This is a genomic window from Arthrobacter rhamnosi (assembly GCF_054510975.1).
Genome location: NZ_JBTNDN010000003.1, coordinates 310,167 through 333,739, shown reverse-complemented (window position 1 = coordinate 333,739; position 23,573 = coordinate 310,167). Strand labels below are relative to the sequence as shown.

18 protein-coding genes, 1 tRNA gene and 1 riboswitch are annotated in these 23,573 nt (G+C 69.1%); all 19 genes read left to right on the top strand.

Annotation, left to right across the window (positions count from 1 at the left end):
• The first annotated feature begins 54 nt into the window (after window positions 1-54).
• On the top strand, window positions 55-2,031 hold the full coding sequence (locus ACX80J_RS09970; RefSeq protein ID WP_459347647.1) for an APC family permease: 1,977 nt from the start codon (window positions 55-57) through the stop codon (window positions 2,029-2,031).
• Window positions 2,032-2,041: 10 nt separating this feature from the next.
• Entirely contained in the window at window positions 2,042-3,403 is a 1,362-nt protein-coding gene (locus ACX80J_RS09965) for a class I SAM-dependent RNA methyltransferase (RefSeq protein ID WP_459344667.1), read from the top strand.
• Window positions 3,404-3,528: 125 nt separating this feature from the next.
• Window positions 3,529-5,502, top strand: a complete 1,974-nt coding sequence (gene dxs, locus ACX80J_RS09960; protein WP_459347646.1) for a 1-deoxy-D-xylulose-5-phosphate synthase — start codon at window positions 3,529-3,531, stop codon at window positions 5,500-5,502.
• Window positions 5,503-5,938: 436 nt separating this feature from the next.
• On the top strand, window positions 5,939-9,301 hold the full coding sequence (locus ACX80J_RS09955; protein ID WP_459347645.1) for an Rne/Rng family ribonuclease: 3,363 nt from the start codon (window positions 5,939-5,941) through the stop codon (window positions 9,299-9,301).
• A gap of 176 nt (window positions 9,302-9,477) precedes the next feature.
• A riboswitch (TPP riboswitch) is annotated at window positions 9,478-9,590 on the top strand.
• On the top strand, window positions 9,582-11,144 hold the full coding sequence (gene thiD / locus ACX80J_RS09950; protein ID WP_459347644.1) for a bifunctional hydroxymethylpyrimidine kinase/phosphomethylpyrimidine kinase: 1,563 nt from the start codon (window positions 9,582-9,584) through the stop codon (window positions 11,142-11,144). Its footprint overlaps the riboswitch before it by 9 nt.
• Window positions 11,145-11,297: 153 nt before the next feature.
• Window positions 11,298-11,606: a 50S ribosomal protein L21 gene (gene rplU / locus ACX80J_RS09945; RefSeq protein WP_087073581.1), complete on the top strand. Its 309-nt coding sequence runs from the start codon at window positions 11,298-11,300 to the stop codon at window positions 11,604-11,606.
• A gap of 57 nt (window positions 11,607-11,663) precedes the next feature.
• A complete protein-coding gene (gene rpmA / locus ACX80J_RS09940; protein ID WP_087073579.1) occupies window positions 11,664-11,924 on the top strand; it encodes a 50S ribosomal protein L27 in 261 nt (86 codons plus the stop codon).
• Window positions 11,925-12,040: 116 nt separating this feature from the next.
• Entirely contained in the window at window positions 12,041-13,624 is a 1,584-nt protein-coding gene (gene obgE, locus ACX80J_RS09935) for a GTPase ObgE (RefSeq protein ID WP_459344663.1), read from the top strand.
• A 6-nt stretch (window positions 13,625-13,630) separates the two neighbouring features.
• Window positions 13,631-14,788 carry a glutamate 5-kinase gene (gene proB, locus ACX80J_RS09930; protein WP_301228342.1) on the top strand — a complete coding sequence of 386 codons (1,158 nt, stop codon included), beginning with the start codon at window positions 13,631-13,633 and terminating at the stop codon, window positions 14,786-14,788.
• A gap of 48 nt (window positions 14,789-14,836) precedes the next feature.
• Window positions 14,837-16,183 carry a glutamate-5-semialdehyde dehydrogenase gene (locus tag ACX80J_RS09925; RefSeq protein WP_459347643.1) on the top strand — a complete coding sequence of 449 codons (1,347 nt, stop codon included), beginning with the start codon at window positions 14,837-14,839 and terminating at the stop codon, window positions 16,181-16,183.
• A 110-nt stretch (window positions 16,184-16,293) separates the two neighbouring features.
• Window positions 16,294-16,527, top strand: coding sequence for a hypothetical protein (locus ACX80J_RS09920; protein WP_459347642.1), 234 nt, complete (start codon window positions 16,294-16,296; stop codon window positions 16,525-16,527).
• Between the two features lie 83 nt (window positions 16,528-16,610).
• Window positions 16,611-17,267, top strand: coding sequence for a nicotinate-nucleotide adenylyltransferase (gene nadD, locus ACX80J_RS09915; RefSeq protein WP_459347735.1), 657 nt, complete (start codon window positions 16,611-16,613; stop codon window positions 17,265-17,267).
• A gap of 97 nt (window positions 17,268-17,364) precedes the next feature.
• Window positions 17,365-18,270, top strand: coding sequence for a hypothetical protein (locus ACX80J_RS09910; protein WP_459347641.1), 906 nt, complete (start codon window positions 17,365-17,367; stop codon window positions 18,268-18,270).
• A gap of 27 nt (window positions 18,271-18,297) precedes the next feature.
• Window positions 18,298-18,708 carry a ribosome silencing factor gene (rsfS, locus tag ACX80J_RS09905; RefSeq protein ID WP_087073567.1) on the top strand — a complete coding sequence of 137 codons (411 nt, stop codon included), beginning with the start codon at window positions 18,298-18,300 and terminating at the stop codon, window positions 18,706-18,708.
• Window positions 18,705-19,385 carry a histidine phosphatase family protein gene (locus ACX80J_RS09900; RefSeq protein ID WP_459347640.1) on the top strand — a complete coding sequence of 227 codons (681 nt, stop codon included), beginning with the start codon at window positions 18,705-18,707 and terminating at the stop codon, window positions 19,383-19,385. Before rsfS ends, ACX80J_RS09900 begins: the two co-directional genes overlap by 4 nt.
• A gap of 95 nt (window positions 19,386-19,480) precedes the next feature.
• A tRNA-Ala gene (locus tag ACX80J_RS09895) sits at window positions 19,481-19,553 on the top strand.
• 267 nt (window positions 19,554-19,820) lie between these two features.
• On the top strand, window positions 19,821-20,444 hold the full coding sequence (locus ACX80J_RS09890; RefSeq protein WP_459347639.1) for a GNAT family protein: 624 nt from the start codon (window positions 19,821-19,823) through the stop codon (window positions 20,442-20,444).
• Window positions 20,445-20,750: 306 nt separating this feature from the next.
• Window positions 20,751-21,635 carry a hypothetical protein gene (locus ACX80J_RS09885; RefSeq protein ID WP_459347638.1) on the top strand — a complete coding sequence of 295 codons (885 nt, stop codon included), beginning with the start codon at window positions 20,751-20,753 and terminating at the stop codon, window positions 21,633-21,635.
• A gap of 1,491 nt (window positions 21,636-23,126) precedes the next feature.
• Window positions 23,127-23,573 carry a tRNA-dihydrouridine synthase gene (locus tag ACX80J_RS09880; protein ID WP_459347637.1) on the top strand — a complete coding sequence of 149 codons (447 nt, stop codon included), beginning with the start codon at window positions 23,127-23,129 and terminating at the stop codon, window positions 23,571-23,573.

The window sequence follows — 23,573 nt, the reverse complement described above, 5'->3', positions numbered from 1 at the left end:
CCAGCATCAAGCCTAGTGGCTGGCGGGAGGCGCGGACGCGCTAGTCTGAGGCCTGTGCTGACTTTTCTCGAGGCCGTCAAGCGGGTGCTGGTGGGCAAGCCGTTCGCCAGCGACAGGCTGAGGAACAGGAGCCTGCCCAAGCGCCTCGCCCTGCCCGTCCTCTCCGCGAGTGCGCTCTCCTCGGTGGCCTACGCCCCGGACGAGATCCTGCTGACCCTCGCCCTGGCGGGAGTGGCGTCCGTCGCCATCTCGCCCTGGGTGGGACTCGCCGTCATCGCAGTGCTCCTCGTCGTCGTCGCCTCCTACCGTCAGGCCGTGCGTGCGTACCCGTCCGGCGGCGGGGACTACGAGATCGCCAAGCGGAACATCGGCCCGATCGCAGGCACCACCGTCGCCTCCGCGCTCATGATCGACTACCTCCTCACCGTGGCCGTCTCGGTCTCCGCCGCGGCCCAGTATCTCGTCTCGCTCGCCCCGGCGCTGGAGGACCTGCGCATCGCCCTCGCCGTCGCGGGTGTCGCGGTGCTCGTCCTGCTGAACCTGCGTGGCATCACGCGCGGCGTCCGTGCCCGCGCCGTCGTCACCTATGCCTTCCTCGCCGGGATCTTCGCCCTGTGTGCCACCGGGATGGTCCAGGCCCTCTCGGGGACGCTCGCGCGGGCACCCAGTGCGCAGTTCGAGATCGTCCCGGACGCCGCTCTCGATGCCGGGCTGGTCGGTCTGGCCGGCGCACTCCTCATCCTCCGGGCGTTCTCCGCGGGTGCCGCGGCGCTGACCGGCCTGGAGGGGCCGGCGTCCAACGTCCCGCGCTTCGAGGCGCCGCAGGGCCGGAACGCCGCGACCACGCTCCTGATCCTCGGCGTCGTCTCCTCGGCCATGCTCGCAGGCGTCCTCTACCTCGCGAACGCGACCCGCGTGCACGTGGTGCAGGACCCCGCCGCGCAGCTGCTGCTCGACGGTCGCCCCGTTCCCGACGGCTACATCCAGGCGCCCGTGGTCAGCCAGCTGGCGAGGACCGTCTTCGACGCCGGCTCTCCCGCCTTCTACCTCGTCGTCGCGGCGACGGCGCTCATGCTGATGCTCGCCGGTCACGCCGCCTTCAACGGCTTCCCCGTGCTCGCCTCCATCCTCGCGACCGACGGCTACCTGCCGCGCCAGCTCCGCACCCGGGGAGACAGGCTGACCTTCAGCAACGGGATCCTCGCCCTCGGCCTCGGCGCCGTCGTGCTCATCCTCGTGTTCCGCGCGGACGTCACCGCGCTCGTGCAGCTGTACATCGTGGGGGTCTTCGTGTCCTTCACCGGCGGCCAGCTCGGGCTGATCCGGCACTGGAACCGGATCCTCCACAGAACGGTGGGCAAGCAGGACCGCTGGAGGGTCCGCAAGTCGCGGGCCATCAACACGCTCGGCTTCGGCCTCACCGCGGCGGTCCTCGCCGTCATCCTCGTCACGAAGTTCGGGCACGGCGCCTGGATCGCGGTGCTCGCCATGGCGATCCTGTTCGCCGTCATGCGCAGCATCAAGAAGCACTACGACACGGTGGCCGAGGAACTCGCGATCGACGACGCCGTCCGGCTGCGTGCCCTCCCGTCCCGCGTGCATGCCGTGATCCTCGTCTCACACGTGCGCAAGCCGGTCCTGAGGGCGCTGGCCTTCGCGCGCGCCTCGCGCCCGTCGCGCCTGGATGCCATCACGGTCGACGTCGACCCCGAGCAGACCCGCCAGACGCTCGCGGACTGGGAGAAGCACGAGATCCCGGTGCCGATCACCGTCCTCGCCTCGCCCTACCGGGACACGATCACCCCGATCCTCGAATACATCCGGACGATCCGCAGGGACGCCCCACGGGACCTCATCGTGGTCTACATCCCCGAATACGTGGTGGGAAAATGGTGGGAGCAACTGGTCCACAACCAGACCGCCCTCCGCATCAAGACACGCCTGCACTTCGTGCCCGGCGTGATGGTCGCCAGCGTGCCGTGGCAGCTCGCGTCCTCCGACGCGGCCCAGATCTACCAGGACCTGAAGTAGGAAGACACCCATGACCGACGCCGTACCAGCCGCCGCCCCCACGACCACAGGGGCGGAGGAGCCCGCAGCACCCGGCAGCACGGCCGAGCTGACCATCGGACGGCCGGCGCACGGCGGCCACTTCGTCGCACGGCACGAGGGTCGCGTGGTCTTCGTCCGGCACGCACTGCCGGGCGAGGTGGTCCGGGTGCGCTTCACCGAGACGGACGACGACGCCAGCTTCTGGCGGGCCGACGCCGTCGAGGTGCTGCAGGCCTCGCCGCACCGGGTGGCCCACCCGTGGCCCGTCGCCGATGCCCTCAAGGCCTCGGCCAGGGGCCGCTCGGCGGTCGGCGGGGCCGAGTTCGGCCACATCGACCTTGCGGAGCAGCGCAGGCTCAAGGCGCAGATCTTCGAGGAGCAGCTGTCCCGCCTGGCGAAGACCGACCGGACGGTGACCGTCGAAGCCGCGCCCGGTGAGGCGGCGGACGGGCTGGCCTGGCGCACCCGGGCGGCCTTCGCCGTCGACGCCGCCGGGCGTCTCGCGATGCACCTGCACCGCTCGCACGCGGTCCTCCCGGTCCGGGACATGCCCCTGGCCGTCGCGGCGATCAACGACCTCCGACTGTGGACGCTGGACTTCACCGGCATCGAGCGGGTCGACGTCGCCGCGCCCTCGGGCGGGGGAGAGCCCCTCGTGCTGCTCGTTCCGGCCGCCGGCACGACGCCGCGCCGCGTCGCGGCCGTCGCGTCCTCCATCGACGGCGCCTCGGTGGGCGTGCTCGATGCGGAGTCCGGTCAGGTCCAGCGACTGAAGGGCCGGACGTGGCTCCAGGAGAGCGTCCTCGGCATCGACTACCGCGTGACCGGGGCCGGCTTCTGGCAGATCCACCGGGGCGCGCCGGAGGCCCTGGTCACGGCGGTGCTCGACGGGGTGCAGCCCGCGGCGGGGGAGCGCATCGCGGACCTCTATGCCGGAGCGGGCCTGTTCACCGTGCCGCTCGCACGCGCCGTCGGACCGGACGGCGCGGTGCTGTCGGTGGAGGGTTCACCCGGGACCAGCCGAGACGCCCGGCGCAACCTCCACGGGCAGGACCACGTGTCCATCGTGCAGGGCCGAGTGGACGCCGTGCTCGGCCGATGGACCGAACCACTCGACGCCGTCCTGCTCGACCCGCCGAGGGCTGGAGCAGGCAGGAAGGTCGTACGGCAGATCGTGCAGGCCCGCCCCCGCGCCGTCGGCTACGTGTCCTGCGACCCGGCGTCGTTCGCGCGCGACCTCGGCTACTTCCTCGGCGCCGGGTGGTCCCTCGACGCGCTGCGCGTCTTCGACCTGTACCCGCACACGCACCACATGGAGTCCTTCGCGCGGATCCTGCCGCCTCCGGCCTGAGCGCGCCGCGGGGCTCGAACCCGGCGGGAGCAAGCTGTGGATGGCACCGCTCCGAATCCCCGACGTTAGAGTTAACGGGATCGAGGGCGACGACCCGCCACACCGAACGAACCGAGGAGGCGCCGATGGGACTCTTGGAGACGATCCACGGCCCACAGGACCTGAGCAAGCTCAGCCATGCGCAGCTGACAGCACTCGCGAAGGAGATCCGCGCCTTCCTGGTCAGCAACGTCTCGCGCACCGGCGGGCACCTGGGACCCAACCTCGGGGTGGTCGAGCTGACCCTCGGCATCCATCGCGTCTTCGACTCGCCGCGCGACAGCATCATCTTCGACACCGGCCACCAGTCCTACGTGCACAAGCTCGTCACCGGACGGCAGGACTTCAGCACGCTGCGCCAGCAGGGCGGGCTGTCCGGCTACCCGTCGCGGGCGGAGTCCGTGCACGACGTCGTCGAGAGCTCCCACGCCTCGTCCTCCCTCTCCTGGGCGGACGGCATCTCCCGGGCCCGCGTTCTGGGCGGCGAAGGTGACCGCTACACGGTGGTCCTGGTCGGAGACGGCGCGCTCACCGGCGGCATGGCCTGGGAGGCGCTGAACAACATCGCCGCGGACAAGCGGCGCAGGGTCGTGATCGTGGTCAACGACAACGGCCGCTCGTACGCCCCGACCATCGGCGGCGTCGCCGACTACCTCGCCTCGCTGCGTCCTACCCTCGACTCCGTGCGCACCCACCGCGTCTACGAGCGCACCCTCGACTGGTTCAAGCAGCGCATGCAGACCGGCGGCCCCGTGGGCGAGTTCAGCTACAAGAGCCTCCATGCCATGAAGAAGGGCATCAAGGACTGGTGGGCGCCCCAGGGCCTCTTCGAGGACCTCGGCATGAAGTACGTCGGTCCCGTGGACGGCCACGACCAGTCGGCCGTCGAACAGGCGCTCCACCTCGCCAAGAACTACGAGGGCCCCGTGATCGTGCACGCGATCACGGAGAAAGGCCACGGCTACGCGCCCGCCCGCGCACACGAGGCCGACCAGTTCCACGCCGTCGGCATCATCGACCCGGAGACGGGCGAGCCGGTGGACGCGGCGGGCCAGCAGTCCTGGACGTCCGTGTTCGCCAACGAGATCGCGGACATCGCGGACGAGCGGCCGGACATCGTCGGCATCACCGGGGCCATGCTGATCCCCGTCGGACTGCACCGCTTCGCCGCACGGCATCCGGAGCGCGTGTTCGACGTCGGGATCGCCGAGCAGCACGCCCTCACGAGCGCCGCCGGCTTGGCGTACGGCGGGCTGCACCCCGTCATCGCCCTCTACGCGACGTTCCTGAACCGCGCGTTCGACCAGCTCCTCATGGACGTCGCCCTGCACAAGGCCGGCGTGACGATCGTCCTCGACCGGTCAGGGGTCACCGGGCCCGACGGCGCAAGCCACCACGGCATGTGGGACCTCGCGATGCTGCAGGCCGTTCCGGGGCTCCACCTCGCTGCTCCGCGCGACGCCACCCGGCTGCGGGAGGAACTGCGGGAAGCCGTCGCCATCTCGGACGCCCCGAGCGTCGTGCGCTACTCCAAGGGCTCCGTCGGCGCCGAGGTCGAGGCTGTCGAACGCCTGCAGGACGGGGTGGACGTCCTCTCCCGCAGGCCTGCCGGCTCGCGCTCCAACGACGTCCTGATCATCAGCGTGGGTGCTATGAGCGAACTGGCACTCGACGTGTCCAACCGGCTCGGCGCGCAGGGCATCAGCTCCACGGTCATCGACCCCCGCTGGCTCCTGCCGGTCCGCCGCTCGGTGATCGACCTCGCCTCCGAACACCGCATCGTGATCGTCATCGAGGACGGCGTGCGCGCCGGTGGCGTCGGGTCGAGGATCCGGCAGGAGATGCGGTCGGCGGGCGTCGACACCGCCCTCAACGAGGTGGGTCTCCCCGTCGAGTTCCTCGACCACGGCTCACGGAACCAGGTCCTCGAGCGGGTCGGCCTGACCGCCCAGAAGATCACGCACGACGTCGTTGCACAGGTCCTCGGAACGAAGGTGCCCGTCGCACGGCCCCTCGCCGGTGACCAGGCGCCCGCGACCGGTCAGATCCCCAAGCTCTAGTCCCAAGCTCTAGTCCCGAGCCGCCGTCCCGAGCCTTGATCCCGAGGCCCGATCCCGGGCGGGTCCGGTGCGGGTCGGGAGTCCCTTTCGAAGGGTGGTGTGAGACAATGGCGAAGGCTGGCGGGGGAACCACATTCCCACGCCGGTCCAGTGACAGGCTTCCGTTCCGAGAGCGATGCTTCCGTCCTACCGAGTCCGCCCCGTCGGCGGAAGTAGGCGGAATCCGCTGGCGGGACCCACCGTCGACAAGGGCGGCTGAGTTGGAAAAGCGCCACTGGTCTCCGAGTGATTCCGCACCCCAATGACGGTGTGACCCCGGACGACATGACAACGACTTCCGGTCAGCCGCCGGGCGAAGGGCCCGCGGCGGTCCGACATACCGCCCTGGAGGGCGCTGGAATGTGGCCGGTGCCGCAGGGGCTTGGAGCAGGCACCTATGGATCAGTCAGAACAGCTGGGGAACGAACAGAACGCACCGGAAGCATCAGCTGCCGGGCAGGACGCCCAGGAGCAGGCCGCACCGGTGAAGGCGCCGAGGAAGCGCCGTACCGCCAGCGCACCGGCCGGAGCGCCTCCCAAGGCGCCGGAGCCGTCACCCGAGGCGGCAGCGGCCGCCGAACCCGTCCGCAAGAGGGCCACCCGGGTCCGCAAGCCGGTCGTCGTCACCGACGAGACCGCAGCCGAGGCACCAACCCCGTCCGGGTCCGACGTGCCGATGGACGGCACGGCCGGTTCGCAGACCGTGTCCCCTACCGACGCCGCGCCCGCCCGCGCGCCCCGCACCCGCCGTCGTGCCGCGACGGCCGAAGCGGGCCCCGCTCGCCCGGTGGAGCAGCCCGCCCCCGCGGAGACCACCCCCACCGATGCGCTCGCCCCCGTGACCGCATCCGACGAGGCGGCGGTCGGGACGGCCCCCGCCGAAGCCCCGGCAGTACCAGCAGACGGCGCCGGGAATGCGGCCGGCACCGAGGCCGACTCGCCCGCCGAGGAGAAGCCGGCCCGCGCGCGCCGCACGACCAGGACCCGCAGCCGCCGGGCCTCCGAGCCCGTGCAGGTTGACGAGCCCGTGCAGGTCGATCAGTCCGCGCAGGCGGACGACGCGGAAGCAGCGGACGCCGGAGCAGCGACGACCCCCGCCGCGGGTCCCACGTCGACCGCCGCCACGGAACCCCAGGAATCGCCCGGCGCCGCGCCCGAGGACTCGGCGCAGGAGCACGAGCCGGCGGCCGAGAACCGCTTCGACCCCTTCGCCATCCCCGAGTCACCGCTGTCCCTCCTGTTCCACGCCCCGGACCTCAGCACCGTCTCCGTGCCGTCCGTCAAGATCACCCCACCCAGCGAGGAGGACAGCGAGGAGGAGGATTCCGAGGAGTCCGGTCGCCGTTCACGCCGCAGCCGCCGTAGCCGGAACCGCACCCGCGATGCCGCCCCCGCCGAGGCCGGCACGGACGACGCCGAAACGGAGGACTCCGACGACCGGTCCCGCTCCAACGGGCCCGAGGAGGGTGCGGGCGTCACCTCACGCCGTCGCCGCCGTCGTCGCCGTGGCGACCAGGACCTCGAGCTGACCGGCGGCGAGGACGATGATCCGCCCAACACCGTCACGCGGGTCCGGGCTCCCCGGCAGGCCAGCGAGCCCGTCTCCGACCGCGTGACCAGCGTCCGCGGATCCACGCGCCTCGAGGCCAAGAAGCAGCGCCGTCGTGAATCCCGCGACACGGGCCGTCGCCGCCAGGTCATCACCGAGGCCGAGTTCCTCGCACGCCGCGAATCCGTGGACCGCCAGATGATCGTGCGACAGCGCGACGACAGGATCCAGATCGGCGTGCTCGAGGACGGCATCCTGGCCGAGCACTTCGTGTCCAAGACGCAGCAGGACTCGCTGATCGGCAACGTGTACATCGGCAAGGTCCAGAACGTGCTGCCGAGCATGGAAGCCGCCTTCGTCGACATCGGACGCGGCCGCAACGCCGTCCTCTACGCAGGCGAGGTCAACTGGGACGCCGCCGGCCTGGAGGGCCAGCCGCGCCGCATCGAACTCGCGCTGAAGTCCGGTGATCCCGTCCTGGTCCAGGTCACCAAGGATCCCGTGGGCCACAAGGGTGCGCGGCTCACGAGCCAGATCTCCCTGCCCGGCCGCTACCTCGTGTACGTCCCGGGCGGCTCCATGACCGGCATCTCCCGCAAGCTGCCCGACGTCGAGCGCAACCGCCTCAAGCGCATCCTCAAGGACAGGCTCCCGGAGAACGCCGGCGTGATCGTCCGGACCGCGGCCGAAGGCGCCAGCGAGGAAGAGCTGACGCACGACATCAACCGCCTGCGTGCCCAGTGGGAGGAGATCGAGCGCAAGGCCGGCTCCACGAAGACCCTCGCACCCGAGCTGCTGTACGGCGAGCCCGACCTCACCATCAAGGTGGTGCGTGACGTGTTCAACGAGGACTTCTCGAAGCTCGTCGTCTCGGGCGAGGAGGCCTGGGACACCATCGAGGCCTACGTCATGTACGTCGCTCCGGACCTCGTCGGCAGGCTCGAGAAGTGGACGAGCGAGGAGGACATCTTCGCCGCCTCACGCATCGACGAGCAGATCTCGAAGGCCCTGGAGCGCAAGGTGTTCCTGCCGTCGGGCGGCTCGCTCGTGATCGACCGCACCGAGGCCATGACCGTGGTCGACGTCAACACGGGCAAGTTCACCGGCAGCGGCGGCAACCTCGAGGAGACCGTCACGAAGAACAACCTCGAGGCGGCCGAGGAGGTCGTGCGCCAGCTGCGGCTCCGCGACATCGGCGGGATCATCGTGATCGACTTCATCGACATGGTGCTCGAGGCGAACCGCGACCTCGTGCTGCGCCGCCTCGTCGAATGCCTCGGCCGGGACAGGACCAAGCACCAGGTCGCCGAGGTGACCTCGCTGGGCCTCGTCCAGATGACCCGCAAGCGCATGGGCACGGGCCTGCTCGAGGTCTTCGGAGAGGACTGCGAGCACTGTGCGGGCCGCGGCGTGGTCACCCACATGGAGCCCGTGGAGCACCGCAGCCACACCGCCGTGCCGGATACCCAGCAGCCGGCGCGCCAGGACAGGGTGTCGCGGAGCGAGCGCAAGCGGAACCGGGGCCGCGGCGGCCAGCAGCAGGACGAGAACGGGGTCCAGCCGGTGGCTCCTGTCGCGGACAGCCCCGACCGTGCGGCGAAGGCGGAGGCCGCACGTGCCGCCCTCGCCAGCATCGCTGCCGCTACGCACCACCATGAGGAGGAGCACCCTGCCGCGGTCGCCGACATCCAGGTGACGGAGGCGGTCCTGACGATCAACGGCGAGACGGTGACGCTGCCCCGCGCGGACAACCGCCGCCCGGCCGTCCAGGAGAGCCCGGAGGTGCCGGCAACCCGCCTGACGCTCGACAGCCTGAGCGAGGCCTTCAACAGGAGGCCCGCTGGCGACGATGCTTCAGCCGGGGGAGCCGACGGATTCCAGGCGCCCGAGGGTGGCAGTGAGGTCCGAAGTGAGGGTGGCGATGAGGGACGCAGTGAGGGCGGCAGCGCAGACAGCGCGCCGGAGACACCCGTCCGCACCGAGGTCCCCGTCGCGGAGGCGCCGGCCCGGCGAAACCGCCCGCGCCGTCGCGTCGCCCGCAGCGCGCAGGGCGCCGCGGACACCACGATCGAGACGCAGACCGCCGAGTCCGCCGCGCAACCCTCCGGCACCCGGCATGTCGCCAGGGCCCAGGCGCCTGTGCGGAGGCCGGAGGCCTCGGCGTCCGAGCCGCTCATCTTCGGCGTAGGTGTACCCGCCTCGGAGCTGTAGCAGCCAGGTGCCGGTGCATCCGGCGCGCGGAAGGCCGGAGTCCCCGCGGACTCCGGCCTTCCGCGTTCCCGTGGACGACCGGCTGCGTGGACGACCGGGTGCGTGGACGCCCGGCTGCCTGGACCCGCGGCTGTCCGGCCCGCGGCTGCCTCGACCTGCCCGGCTGCGCTAGGCTTGATCGCGACACGGGGTGCCCTGCCGGATGCAGGGCTGAGATCAAACCCGTCGAACCTGATCTAGCGGGCGCGTGCGCCCGACGCCTAGCGGAGGGATGTCACCCATGCATACTGCGGTTCCCACACCCACGTCCGGAATTCCCAATATCCTCAGCATCGCCGGCTCGGACCCGAGCGGCGGAGCCGGGATCCAGGCGGACATCAAGAGCATCAGCGCCAACGGTGGCTACGCGATGGCCGTCGTGACCGCCCTGACGGCGCAGAACACCCGGGGCGTCACCGGCGTGCACACCCCTCCCGCGGAGTTCCTCCGGCAGCAGCTCGACGCCGTCGCCGAGGACGTGTCCATCAGCGCCGTGAAGATCGGGATGCTCGGTTCCGCCGACATCGCGCGCTGCGTGGCGGGATGGCTCGACGACGCTCGCCCGCCCGCCGTGGTGCTCGACCCGGTCATGGTGGCCACGAGCGGAGCCCGGTTGCTCGACGACAATGCCGTACGCGCCGTGATCGACGTCGCCCGTCGCGCGTCGCTCGTCACCCCCAACATCGCGGAACTCGCCGTACTCGTCGGAGCCGAGCCGGCGACCTCCTGGCCGGAGGCACTCGCCCAGGGGAGCACCCTCGCGGCGCGGCTCGGCACGCGTGTCCTGGTGAAGGGTGGGCACCTGCCGGGGGAGCGGTGTCCCGACGCCCTCCTCCCCCCGCCGGGAGGTCCCGACGACGCGCTGGTCCTCGACGGGCGGCGCGTGGCGACGGTGAACACGCACGGCACGGGCTGTTCGCTGTCGTCGGCGATCGCCAGCCGGTACGCCGCCACCGCCGACTGGCCCACGGCCGTCCGCGAAGCGAAATCCTGGCTCGAGGGGGCACTCGAGGCCGCGGACCTCCTGGACGTGGGAGCGGGCAGCGGACCCGTCCACCACTTCCACTCCGCGGTCGACCCGCGCATGCACCACCGCTTCACCGACCTGGCCTGGCGGGACACCACGGCGGTCCGGAACGAGATCCTCGCGCTCCCCTTCGTCACCGGCCTGACGGAGGGGACCCTGCCCGCCCACGATTTCGCCTACTACCTGCAGCAGGACGCGCTCTACCTCCGCGAGTACTCCCGCGTGCTCGCCGCCGCCGCCGCCCTGGCTCCTTCGGAGGACGACCAGCTGTTCTGGCTGACGGCGGCGACGTCGTGCCTGCAGACCGAAGCGGAGCTGCACCGCACCTGGCTGGCGAGGGAAGCCGGGGCCCGCTTCGGCGAGGGCGAGGCGGGCCCCGTCACGCGGGCGTACTGCGACCACCTCGCTGCGGCCGCCGGACGCGGCTCGTACGCGGAACTCGTGGCCGCGGTGCTGCCGTGCTTCTGGCTCTACGCCACCGTCGGGGATCACGTGCAGGAGAAGGTGGGCGACGGCGTTCCGTCCGGCCCCCACCCCTACGCGGACTGGATCGCCACCTACGCCGATCCTGGCTTCGCCGCAGCCACCGCACGTGCGCAGCAGATCGCGGACGATGCCCACCGGCGTGCCTCGCCCGCGGAGAGGAACGCCATGCTCGCGGCGTTCAGGTGGTCCGCCACGTACGAACGGGACTTCTTCGACGCTCCGCGCGTTCACGGCCCCGGCGCTGGGCGGCGCGAGCCCGCTGATTTGCAGGAAGATGCTGTTCTGGCGTAATCTAGACCCTCGGTGCACTCGCCTGTTAACCGGCATGTCCGGCAGCAACGGTGCGGGATTTCCGGCACGAAGAGCAACCTCCAGGTTTGCTGCCGAGGCGCACCCAGGTTTTTTCATCAGAAGTCAAGATTGTCGAGAGAAGTGAGTTCCCAAGTGGTGTACGCGATTGTCCGCGCAGGCGGCCGCCAAGAAAAGGTTTCTGTAGGAGACCTCGTTACCCTTGACCGCGTCACCGGTCAGGCAGGAAGCACGTTCAAGCTTCCCGCCCTCCTTCTGGTAGACGGCGCCAAGATCACCTCTGCAGCGGAGGACCTCGCGAAGGTCACCGTCACTGCCGAGATCGTCGAGAATCTTCGTGGACCGAAGATTGTCATCCAGAAGTTCAAGAACAAGACCGGCTACAAGAAGCGCCAGGGTCACCGTTCGGAACTGACCCGCGTCAAAATCACAGGCATCGCGTAGTCCCTTCGGGCTATCGATCGGTCACGTACGAAACTTCAGCGAAGGCAGGCATAACTCATGGCACATAAGAAGGGCGCAAGCTCCACTCGCAACGGCCGCGACTCGAACGCACAGTTCCTGGGCGTCAAGCGCTTCGGCGGCCAGGTCGTCAAGGCCGGCGAGATCATCGTCCGCCAGCGCGGCACCCACTTCCACCCGGGCGCCAATGTCGGCCGCGGCGGCGACGACACCCTGTTCGCACTCGAGGCAGGAGCCGTTGAATTCGGTACCCGTCGCGGACGCAAGGTCGTCAACATCGTAGGTGCGGCAGCAGAGTAAATCTGCCTGCACACGATGCACAAGCATTCGGGTGGGGTGAGCCTCTACGGCTCGCCCCACCTTCTTTTAAGCCGGTTAGACTCGGCACAGTGAAGCATTTGTAGAAGGAGACCAACGTGGCGAGCTTCGTTGACCGCGTAGTCCTGCACGTATCCGGAGGCACTGGTGGCCACGGCTGCGTCTCCGTCCACCGCGAGAAGTTCAAGCCCCTCGGCGGGCCCGACGGCGGCAACGGCGGCGACGGCGGCGACGTCATCCTCCGCGTCGACCACCAGACCACCACCCTCCTCGACTACCACCACGCCCCGCACCGGCATGCCACGAACGGCGGCAACGGCATGGGTGACTGGCGCGGTGGCAAGAGCGGGGAGACCCTGATCCTTCCCGTCCCGGACGGCACCGTCGTCAAGACGAAGGACGGTGAGGTCCTCGCGGACCTCGTCGGTGAGGGCACCGAGTTCGTCGCGGCCGCCGGTGGTCAGGGCGGCCTCGGCAACGCTGCGCTGTCCTCCCAGAAGCGCAAGGCCCCGGGCTTCGCACTGCTCGGCATCCCGGGCGACGAGCGGGACGTCGTCCTCGAACTCAAGTCCATCGCGGACATCGCCCTCGTGGGCTTCCCCTCCGCCGGCAAGTCCAGCCTGATCGCCGCGATGTCCGCTGCCCGCCCGAAGATCGCCGACTACCCCTTCACCACCCTCGTGCCGAACCTGGGCGTCGTCGAAGCGGGTTCCACGCGCTTCACCATCGCGGACGTTCCCGGCCTCATCGAGGGCGCGAGCGAGGGCAAGGGCCTCGGCCACCACTTCCTGCGCCACGTGGAGCGCTGCGCCGCCCTCGTGCACGTGCTGGACTGCGCCGCCCTCGAAACCGACCGCGATCCGCTGAAGGACCTCGGCATCATCGAGCGTGAACTCGAGAAGTACTCGGTCGACATGAGCTACGCCGGGCCCGACGGTGACGTCGTCCCCCTGAACGAGCGCCCCCGCCTCGTCGCCCTCAACAAGGTGGACGTGCCGGACGGACGGGACATGGCGGACTTCGTACGTCCCGAACTCGAGGCGCGCGGCTACCGTGTGTTCGAGGTGTCGGCCTCCAGCCACGAGGGACTGCGCCAGCTGGGCTTCGCGATGGCCGAGATCGTCGAGAACGCGCGCAAGGCCGTCGCCAGCGCACCCCCGAAGGTCGCTCCGCCGGTGCTGCGCCCCCGCGGCGTCAACGCCGCACCGTTCAGGATCCGCCTCGAGGAGAAGGACGCCCTGCCCCTCTTCCGCGTGCTCGGCGAGAAGCCGGAGCGCTGGGTCAAGCAGACCGACTTCACGAACGACGAGGCCGTCGGGTACCTCGCGGACCGCCTGGCCAAGGTCGGTGTCGAGGAGGAACTCTTCAAGGTCGGCGCCAAGCCCGGCGACACCGTGGTGATCGGCGAGGGCGACGGCGTCGTGTTCGACTGGGAACCGACGATGATGGGCGGCGCGGAGCTGCTCGCCGGGCCGCGAGGCTCCGACCTGCGCCTCGCGGAGTACGTCCGGCCCACGCGCGAGCAGAAGCGCGAGGAGTACCAGGAGCGCAAGGACGCGAAGGCTGCGGCCCGGGCCGACCTCGAGGCCGACCGCAAGGCCGGCATCTGGACCGAGTCCGTGCAGAACCGCAAGCAGCCCGCTCCTGCCCAGCGGGAAGCGGACGCCGAGTCCCGGGACTAGGCGCCCGTGGCCCAGGAACAGTCGCAGCATCCGCTGGCGTCCCGTGCCGGCCTGCCCGCCGCGGGACGGATCGTCGTCAAGGTCGGTTCGTCGTCGCTGACGTCGGTCTCCGGTGGGATCTCGAGTGAGGCCCTCGTCGGCCTCGCCGATGTCCTCGCAGAGCGGCGGTTGGCCGGGACGGAAGTGATCCTGGTGTCCTCCGGGGCGATCGCCGCAGGGCTCGCGCCCCTGGGCCTCGCACGGCGGCCTGCGCAGCTGTCCACGCAGCAGGCGGCGGCGAGCGTGGGGCAGGGCCTGCTCATGGCCCAGTACTCGCAGGCCTTCGCCGCCCACGGCGTCACGGTGAGCCAGATCCTGCTGACCGCGGAGGACCTCGTCCGGCGGTCCCACTACGCCAACGCCCACCGTGCCATGGAACGGCTCCTGAACTTCGGCGTCGTGCCCATCGTGAACGAGAACGACACGGTCGCCAGCCATGAGATCCGCTTCGGCGACAACGACCGGCTGGCCGCCCTCGTCGCCCACCTCGTCAAGGCGGAGGCACTCGTGCTCCTGTCCGACGTCGACGCCCTCTACGACGGACCGCCGAGCGCGGGTGCGAGCCGGATACCGCTCGTCACCTCACCCGCAGACCTCGAAGGGGTCACGATCGGGCGGGCCGGCAAGGCGGGTGTCGGCACGGGCGGCATGGTCACGAAGGTCGAGGCCGCCACCATCGCGGCGTCCTCCGGAATCCCCGCCCTCGTCACGTCGACGGCGAACGCCGCCGCCGCGCTGCGCGGGGAGGACGTCGGCACCTGGTTCACGGCGACCGGCAAGCGGCAGCCCATCCGCCTGCTCTGGCTGGCACACCTCGCCCGGGTCCTCGGTACCCTCGTGCTCGACGACGGCGCCGTGCACGCCGTGGGGGAGCGGCGGCGTTCCCTGCTGCCGGCGGGAGTCGTCGGACTGTCGGGCGTGTTCGAGGCGGGCGATCCGGTGCAGCTCGTGAGCGGTGACGGAACCGTCGTGGCGCGGGGCCTAGTCAACTACAGTTCCGCGGAGCTCCCCCGAATGCTCGGACGCTCCACGCATGACCTCGCGGAGGAACTGGGCGCCGAGTACGAGCGCTCGGTGGTGCACGTGAACGACCTCGTGGTGCTGCAGGCCGCCGCCGCGTCATGAAGGACAGCGCCTGAGGCCCGGCGCCCTGCTTCTCGCTAGAATGCTGGGATGACCGACCTGAAGGCTGAGACGACCACCGGAACGACTCCTGGAACGACTCCTGGCCGGACCGACGCCGCTCCGGCGTTGTCCCCGGAGCAGCTCACGGAGGCCGTCCACGCGATCACGGACAGGGCGCGCGCCGCGTCCCGCATCCTCGGCAGGGCCAACCGCGCCCGCAAGGACCGCCTGCTCCTCGCCATCGCCGACGCACTGGTGGCACGGCGTGACGTCGTCCTCGCCGCCAACCGGACCGACGTCGAACGCGGCCGCGCCGCCGGGACCTCCGACTACCTGCTGGACCGCCTGAGCCTCGACCCGGAGCGCATCGACCGGCTCGGGGAGGCACTGGCACAACTGGCCGCACTCCCTGATCCCGTCGGGACCGCCGTGCGCGCCGAGACCCTCCCAAACGGACTCCGGATGCGGCAGGTCCGTGTGCCCCTCGGTGTCGTCGCGGCGATCTACGAGGCGCGCCCGAACGTCACGGTCGATATTGCCGGCCTCGCTCTGAAGAGCGGCAACGCCGTCATCCTCCGGGGCGGCAGTGCGGCAGCCGCCACCAACGCCGCCCTCGTGGGCATCATCCGCGACACGCTGGACGCGCACGGACTGCCCGACGACGCCGTGCTCACCATCGATGAGTTCGGCCGGGAGGGCGCCCAGGTGCTCATGGCGGCCCGTGGGCGGATCGACGTCCTGATCCCGCGTGGCGGGCGTGACCTCATCCAGTCCGTCGTGACCACCGCACGGGTTCCCGTGATCGAGACGGGGGAGGGGAACGTGCACATCCTCCTCGACGAGAGCGCCGACGAGGACATGGCCATCGACATCCTTCTCAACGCGAAGACCCAGCGTCCCAGCGTCTGCAACACGGTGGAGACACTCCTCGTGCATGCCGGCTCCCAGGCTGCTCCCGGCGTCCTCGCGGCGCTCGTGAGGGCCGGGGTGACACTCCACGTCGACGACCGGTCGCGTGCCCTCCTGCCCGAGGGCGTGGACGCGCTGCCCGCCACCGACGACGACTGGGGACGCGAGTACATGCAGCTCGACCTCGCGGTGCGGACCGTCGACAGCGTCGACGAGGCGCTTCGCCACATCCGTCGGTGGAGCACCGGACACAGCGAAGCCATCATCACGAACAGCCTGGCGTCGTCGGAGGAGTTCGTAGCGGGCGTCGACTCCGCCGCCGTCCTGGTGAATGCCTCCACCCGGTTCGTCGACGGCGGGGAACTCGGACTTGGTGCCGAGGTGGGGATCTCCACGCAGAAGATGCACGCGCGGGGACCGATGGGGCTGGCGGAGCTCACGACGACCAAATGGATCGTGCAGGGTGAGGGGCAGATCCGTCGCTGACCCCGGCCGGCAGGCTGGGGAGCGCGCGTCCCTTTACGCGTACCATTGGAAGAAATGCCCGCGCCGGGCCGAGACGGACCGGCGGAACCTGACCTGACAGAGGAACCACGATGCTCTACTCCCTCGGCAGCGCGCTGCTGGCGAACGAAGCCCTGGAACACACCGAGCTGCCCATGCCGGCCATCGCGTACGCGCTCATCGCCATGGGGGCCCTGCTCACGCTCATGATCGTGGCCCTGTCCTTCTCCAACGTGCGCAACCGCCACGAGGCCGTCGAAGAGCACCTCGACCCGCACAAGCAGCACGCCAACAACCACGACCACGGCGAAGCGAACCGACACTAGCAGTCCCGGTGGCGGACAGGATCGAGCGGGACGTGATGGGTGGCCTGCGGCATCGTGACGGGTCGCCCTGGCGCCTCGGGGTCATGGGCGGTACCTTCGACCCCATTCACCACGGCCACCTCGTGGCCGCGAGTGAGGTCGCATCGGTGTTCGATCTCGACGAGGTCGTCTTCGTCCCCACGGGCCAGCCCTGGCAGAAGGCGGACAAGGACGTCACGGCAGCCGAGCACCGGTACCTGATGACGGTTATCGCGACGGCGTCGAATCCGAGCTTCACGGTCAGCCGGGTGGACATCGAGCGCCCGGGCCCGACGTTCACGATCGACACCCTGCGCGATCTGAAGGTGCAGCGGCCCGACGCCCAGCTGTTCTTCATCACGGGTGCGGACGCCATGGCGCAGATCCTGACGTGGAAGAACGCGGAGGAGCTCTGGTCCCTGGCGCACTTCATCGGGGTGACGCGGCCGGGCCACGAACTGAACGGCCGCGGGCGGGACGTCAGCCTGCTGGAGGTACCGGCGATGGCCATCTCCAGCACCGACTGCCGGCGCCGGGTCGGTGAGGGCAAGCCCGTCTGGTACCTCGTACCGGACGGTGTGGTCCAGTACATCGCCAAGCACCGGCTGTACCGGGTGCCACTGGAGGACAGCCTGTCCTCGCGCGTCGAGGACGGGAACGTCCTGTCGACGGAAGGGGAGCACGGGGGGAACCCGAGCTCCGTACAACAACCAACTGGGTGAATCAGCAATGGGCAAGGCAGACGACAACGCACGGACTCCCGTGCCTTCGGACCGCGGCGACCGGGATGCAACGGGTCCGGTCGAAGGGGCGGTCCGCGTGGAGACCCCTACCCGCCGCCAGTTGCGGCTGCAGCAGCCGCAGGGCCGGGTAGCCGCGCCACCGGCCGGTTCGCTCGGCGAGCCGCTGCCCGGTGGGCGCAGGGACCGCCGGCGCCAGCTGACGACGCAGCTGGCAGCTGTCGGAGCGGCAGCGACGCCACCCGCAGGTGCCACAGCCGCGACAAACGGGGGTGCCACGGCCGCGACGGACGCAGGTGCCACGGCCGTGACGGACGCAGGTGCCACGGCCGCGACGGACGCAGGTGCCACAGCCGTGACGGACGCAGGTGCCACAGCCGTGACGGACGCAGGTGCCACGGCCGCGACGGACGCAGGTGCCACAGCCACCGCGAAAACAGGGCGTACGGCCGATGACATGAGCATCGAAGAGGCCCTAGCGGCACGCACGGCGCTCGTCGGGGACGCAGGAGGGCAGGCCGACGGCTCGCCGAGCGCCTTCCCGGTGGATCCGGCAGTGCTGGCGCAGCAGAAGGCGCTGGCCGAGCGGGCTGCTGCCCTCACTTCCCGCGCACGCCGTGCACAGGAAGTGTCGGAGCAGCAGGAGCAGAAGCCCGCGCCGAACGACCCTGCTGCGCCGGACAACCTGTCGATCGTCGCGCCGCCGGAGTTCGTCAAGCCTCCGGGTGCGATGTACGCCGTGCTGCGGGCGCCGTCGACCTCGCTCATACCCATCGTCCTGCCGGAGGCCCGGCAGGGTTCGGCCGAGAGCGAGGGGACGCCGCTCGGGGCACGGGATGCGTTCGGCCTGGAACCGCTCGACGCCATGACTGCTGGGCTGGGACGGCTCCGCCGCCTCCGCTACATCCAGTATTCGCTGCTCGGTGTGGGCGCGGCCGCGCTCGCAACCGGGATAATAATGACAGTCAGCTCCCTCAATGGGTGAAAATGCTGGCACCACACAAGGAGATCAGTGAGCGCTACCGAACAGTCCATTGGAATTGCCCGCACCGCGGCGCACGCCGCAGTGGACAAGATCGCCCAGGACATCGTCGCCATCGACGTGAGTGACCGCCTCGCCATCACGGACATCTTCGTGATCGCGTCGGCGCCGAGTGAGCGGCAGGTCAATGCGATCGTCGACGGCATCGAGGAGGAACTGTCGAAGCAGGGCCTGAAGCCCGTGCGGCGCGAAGGTCGCAGTGAGGGCCGCTGGGTCCTCCTCGATTACGCCGAAGTGATCGTCCACGTCCAGCACGAGGAAGACCGGGTCTTCTATGCCCTCGACCGACTCTGGAAGGACTGCCCGTCCGTGGACCTCCAGCTCGAGGGCGCGCTGCAGACCTCACCTCGGACCGCAGCGTCCGACGACGTCGCGGAGTGACGCGGTACCCCCACGCGGACCCCGCTGCCCGCCGCATCATCTTCTGGCGCCACGGGCGCACGGAGTGGAACCGCTCGGGACTGTTCCAGGGCCAGGAGGACATCGACCTCGATGAGATGGGTCGCGAGCAGGCGGTGCGGGCGGCGGAGGTGCTGGCGACCCGGCAGCCGTCGATGATCGTCTCCTCCGACCTGCGCCGTGCCGCCGACACCGCGGCGGCACTGGGTGAGCTCAGCGGCGTCGAGGTGTCCTTCGACGCACGGCTCCGCGAGACGGATGCGGGTGCGTGGCAGGGCTTGTCCTTCGCCGACATCGACGAGAAGTTCGCCGACGACAACGCGGCCTGGCGCGGGGGAGACCCCGAGGTGCGGGCGGGCGGTGCCGAGAACCGGCTGGAGGTCGGGGAGCGCATGCTCGCCGCCGTGACCGACGCCGTCGCCCGCATCGAGCCGTCGGAGACCCTCGTGGTTGTCAGCCATGGTGGATCCATTCGGGCGGCCCTGGCGGCCCTCATGGGGTTGCCCCCGCAGCGCTGGGGTGCCCTCGCCGGACTCTCGAACTGCCACTGGTCGGAAGTGCACGAGGTGGTGGGTAGGGCCGAGGCTCGCTTCTCCTGGCAACTGACCGAGCACAACGTCGGTCTGGGCTCGCTGCCGGTGGAGCCACTGGAAGGCTGAGGGCACCGGGCGCCCGATTTGGCGAAGCTCCCAGAATTTACTACACTGATCAAGTTGCTTCGGCGGGGTGAAGACCCCGGGAAGCGGCGAAGTACGGGGCTATGGCGCAGCTGGTAGCGCACCTGCATGGCATGCAGGGGGTCAGGGGTTCGAATCCCCTTAGCTCCACAACGAACCGCTGGAACACAGGGCAAAGGCCCTGATCCGGCGGTTTTTTGTTGCCTTCAGAGCGTACATGCCATCGTTTTGAGGACGGATTCCTTTGCTCCGATCCTCGTGCGGAGCTTCCTTAGCTGAGTCCGAATGGTGGGGGAAGGGACCTGACAGCGGCCCCGTGCTTATCATGGCGTAGCTCCGGCCCATCTTCGTGGCGCCCAGTAGCGGACCAAAGGTGCATAATCCTTCCGTTCATCCGGCTTTGGTTGGTCCCTCAGAGTGGGAGCGGGTCATCGAAACGGCCGGCGAGGAGAAATACCAATCGGCGCCGAGACCCAAGCTCTGACGTTCCGGCGGCAAGGCCCGTCCTTGTGTCGTCCCCTCAACCGCCTATTGGCATCCCGACCTCCGATTGTTTACCTAGGTTGCGCAGCTGAAGGTGAAGCTTCACAAAGACCTGAGCAGAGCAGATTTCGCCGCTCTCCGGCAGAGTTTCATGTCCTCGGCTTCCGAGGAACAGCGGTGGCGGCGCACGTCGGTTTCCAACGCCGCGTTATTTCGGTCGGCGGAAGTGACGTCCTGGTGGCAGGGACAGGAGGCGTGCCCGTTGATGAGCAGTCACGCGGCACTGGGCTCGGCGGTGGAGCGATGCGACACGCTCAACAGGCGATACGCGATGAAGGTCGGGTCGACTTCGGCTTCCTCGGATGCAGGCAAGAGGTGGTGCCGTTCTACGAATCGGCGGGGTGGATTCAAGTTCACGCGACGGAGCGCTCCTTGTCCCGCTTGGACCAGACTTCTGTCATCGTTTCCGACGGTTGGCCGGATCTTGTCTGCTCCGCGATGTGTGATGCGAGCGGGTGGCCGCAGGGCGACATGGACCTACGTGGAACGCGCTGGTAACCCAGCATCGCATCATTCCATCGGAGGATCGCTGAGCGTACCGGACTGGTGGGACGTTGTGGTGGTTTCCTCCTGCTTAGCCAACGTCGCCACCCGTAGGGTGGGCGAATGGATATCGGCGCTGATGTGCTGCTCGTAGGACCTCGTGGACGACGTCTGTGCCTGGAACTGGTGATGGAGTTGAACCCGTCGATCAGGTCCGCCGTCTTCTGGCTTGCCCACTATTTGGATCCCGGCAAGGGGACATCCCGGGTGCTGATAACCGCTACCTCCGATGGGGGCGCTGACCGGCCACCGAGACCGTCCATGATGGACCTCATCACGAGCTTTGCCTCGCTCGATGTGACACGGATCGCCGGTGGTGTGATCGACCGGGCGTTGGCCGCGGCGGTCGATACGTCTCGGCCCTGGCAGGAGCCGGACGGGGAGGACGTTCTGGCAGCGCTTCCCGAGGTGAAGGCCGCCCTTGCCCCGATCGCGCAGCACGTGATGACGGTGTCCCCCATGCAGTGGTGGTCGCAGGGCCGGCAGGTCGAGCAGTGGGCCATTGACTGGCGACCGGCAGATGATCCTGCGCCCCTGCCCAGGAACCCAGCGCGCGCCCTGTCCACGTGGGCCCGCGACACCCGTGCGGAGGAGGTCCGGGCAGAGAAGGAACGCCCCCGGGATCCTCGCGCCTCCTGGTCGGGGACGTGGTGGTCCTTCGCACACGGAAGCCTGCAAACGATCGGACGGGTACCCCTGGGACTGGACCTCATCGAGGACTCCTTCGGGGAGGAGCACGCCACGGTCATCCCCGTCCGCGGCGTCGGCCGCACCTACGAGATCCGCACCGCGGACGAGTGGGTATCACTGTGCCGCGAGTACCCACTGGAGGTCACGGCATCCCGGCGCCATGACTGGTTCCGGTGTACCGGTCACGACGGCAGATGGGTCATCCCGGACTGGGAGAAGGTCGCACAGCGGTGGGACGCGGTGCACCTGACCGCTCTGGCCTACCTCACTGGCGCTAATCGTGCACTGCAGGTCGACGCCGACGTCCACACGGTCCTCGCAGGGTGGAATCCCGATACGACAATATGGCTGACCGATGTCGCACGCGAATGGGAGGGCCCACGCCAGCACTGGCAACGCTCCACCTACGAGGAGGCCTGGACCAAGATTCTGGAGGATCCGATAAGTCACTCCTAAGCCTGTCCCGCTGATGGATCCCTCTGCGCTTCGCGTAGAGGGATAATGTAGAGGGATAATGTAGAGGGACAATGCGGCAGGTGTGGGACTGTAACCTATGTCTTCATTCCTTCGCGTGCTACCTGGCTTGGCAGCGCTGACGCTGTCCTTCCTTTCAGGGTATGTCTGGATGTTCGCAGGGCCATACAGTCCTTCCCTTTTCCCCATCGCTCACGCCGGCTTCGCGATTCTCTGTGCCGCTGTTCCTTTCGGCTTCGGCGTGATTGGTCGCAGGACACCGATCGGCGGACTTAAAGAGCCCATTTGACCATCCGTCAACGGACGCAAAGAGGTATCGGACTCGGCGCCGTAGATCCGCTTGTCGCCCTTGCAGTCAGATCAATTTTGAATACTGAAAATTTCTCGGAGCCAGGGGCATGCGGCGCGGCGCGATGGATCGTTGCTGCCACCCTTCCTTCTACGATGCCGCGGCTTTTAGTGTTCGGTTTCGAACTATCCGCCCCCAAGCGACCCCCGCGGATGCTCCTGCGAGAAAACCTCCGAACCAGGCGTATCCGGCCGTGCCGAGTGCGAACCACACGGCGATGAACGACACGAGCACGACAGAATTCATCCACCGCCGAGACACACCAAAACGCACCAACACGGCCCCCGCCAGCAATCCGGCAATCAGGACCGCAACCTCCAGCGGTACCTGCTCCGTCGGCACAAACACCATCACTGAAATTGAGGCCAACAACACCAGCCCGCTGAAGATCAACGCGCCCTTCCAAGGACGCCGAGGACTGCTTCTCATGAATTACCAGCTTCCAAAACTTGCTCTGTCAGTAACCAGGTCCGTTCCGAAAAATAGGTCCCCAAATTCGGCGGCGCCACCTGCACAAGCGTATCTACGGCGTGCCGGCGATCTGGGTCGCCGCGATCGTCTTGTTCTACTGGCTGAGGGGAAGGGCCGGCGACAACCCGGAGCGCCAGAAGGCAATGGAGCGCTGGAACCCCGTCGTCATCGGGGCGCGCATCGGCTTCTGCGCTGGGCCTGCTCTGGAAGGGTGCTCGAGCCGCCGTGCGGTAGGGCGGGGTGGCTTCCTCTAGTCACCGCACACATGGTGCTTACGCCCGGGCGACCGAGCATCCGAAGCTCGGGAAAGCGCACCCCGAAGGACAGACAGGGGAGCGGGTCGGCACCCGTTCACCTGGTTCTAGGCGGATGGCGGCCCCTTGCGGGTCCCGGGTTCGACCCCCGGCGATGGACTAAAGGCCCGGAAAGGGTCTTCCGGAACTAGCCGACGGGTGAGAGGGGATTAGCTGAGAGTGTGAGGCACACTACCGGTCCTCGGACCGGGCGGGTTCGAATCCCGGCGGGCCACCTCCTTCAACATAAGGAGGTGGCAGGCTCATCGATCAGCTTGCCGCCTTTTCTTTGCACGGGGAGACTTCACGATGTACCTGCACACATCCTGACCGAGCATCGACCTACCATCGAGAGTGACCATGAACAGTACCCAGAGCCCGACCGTGGGCACAACGAACCGCATCCGGCGTTCGGGTTCGCTCGCCCTTGGCGTCACCGCGCTGCTTGCCAGCGCCCTCCTCACAGGCTGCACTCCGGAGGGGGACGTCATTGACGAGGACTATGCCCAGGTGTGTCAGGACAGGACCACGCAGGAGCGCGTTGAGGACAGCAAGTGCAGTGAGGCGGGCCGTTCCAGCGGGACTTTCGGCTGGTACTTCCTGCCCATGATCATCAACAACTCCGGCCGCAGCACTGTCATTCCGCGCGTTGGGTCCCGGGTCTCGGGCGGCATCACCAATATCCCCTCGGGGGCGACCGCCAGAAGCGGGTTCTCCAGCGAAGGCCAGTCCGTTACACGCGGCGGCTTCGGCAACAGCGCGAAGTCCGGCGGCAGCGGCGGACGCTCCGGAAGCATGGGAGGCTGA

Bases quoted from the DNA above. Each gene is read 5' to 3' on its own strand.
- ACX80J_RS09965 (WP_459344667.1), top strand. From the start codon at position 2,042: ATGACCGACGCCGTACCAGCCGCCGCCCCCACGACCACAGGGGCGGAG.
- dxs (WP_459347646.1), top strand. From the start codon at position 3,529: ATGGGACTCTTGGAGACGATCCACGGCCCACAGGACCTGAGCAAGCTC.
- ACX80J_RS09955 (WP_459347645.1), top strand. From the start codon at position 5,939: ATGGATCAGTCAGAACAGCTGGGGAACGAACAGAACGCACCGGAAGCA.
- thiD (WP_459347644.1), top strand. From the start codon at position 9,582: ATGCATACTGCGGTTCCCACACCCACGTCCGGAATTCCCAATATCCTC.
- rpmA (WP_087073579.1), top strand. From the start codon at position 11,664: ATGGCACATAAGAAGGGCGCAAGCTCCACTCGCAACGGCCGCGACTCG.
- ACX80J_RS09925 (WP_459347643.1), top strand. From the start codon at position 14,837: ATGACCGACCTGAAGGCTGAGACGACCACCGGAACGACTCCTGGAACG.
- ACX80J_RS09920 (WP_459347642.1), top strand. From the start codon at position 16,294: ATGCTCTACTCCCTCGGCAGCGCGCTGCTGGCGAACGAAGCCCTGGAA.
- nadD (WP_459347735.1), top strand. From the start codon at position 16,611: ATGGGCGGTACCTTCGACCCCATTCACCACGGCCACCTCGTGGCCGCG.
- ACX80J_RS09885 (WP_459347638.1), top strand. From the start codon at position 20,751: ATGATGGACCTCATCACGAGCTTTGCCTCGCTCGATGTGACACGGATC.
- ACX80J_RS09880 (WP_459347637.1), top strand. From the start codon at position 23,127: ATGAACAGTACCCAGAGCCCGACCGTGGGCACAACGAACCGCATCCGG.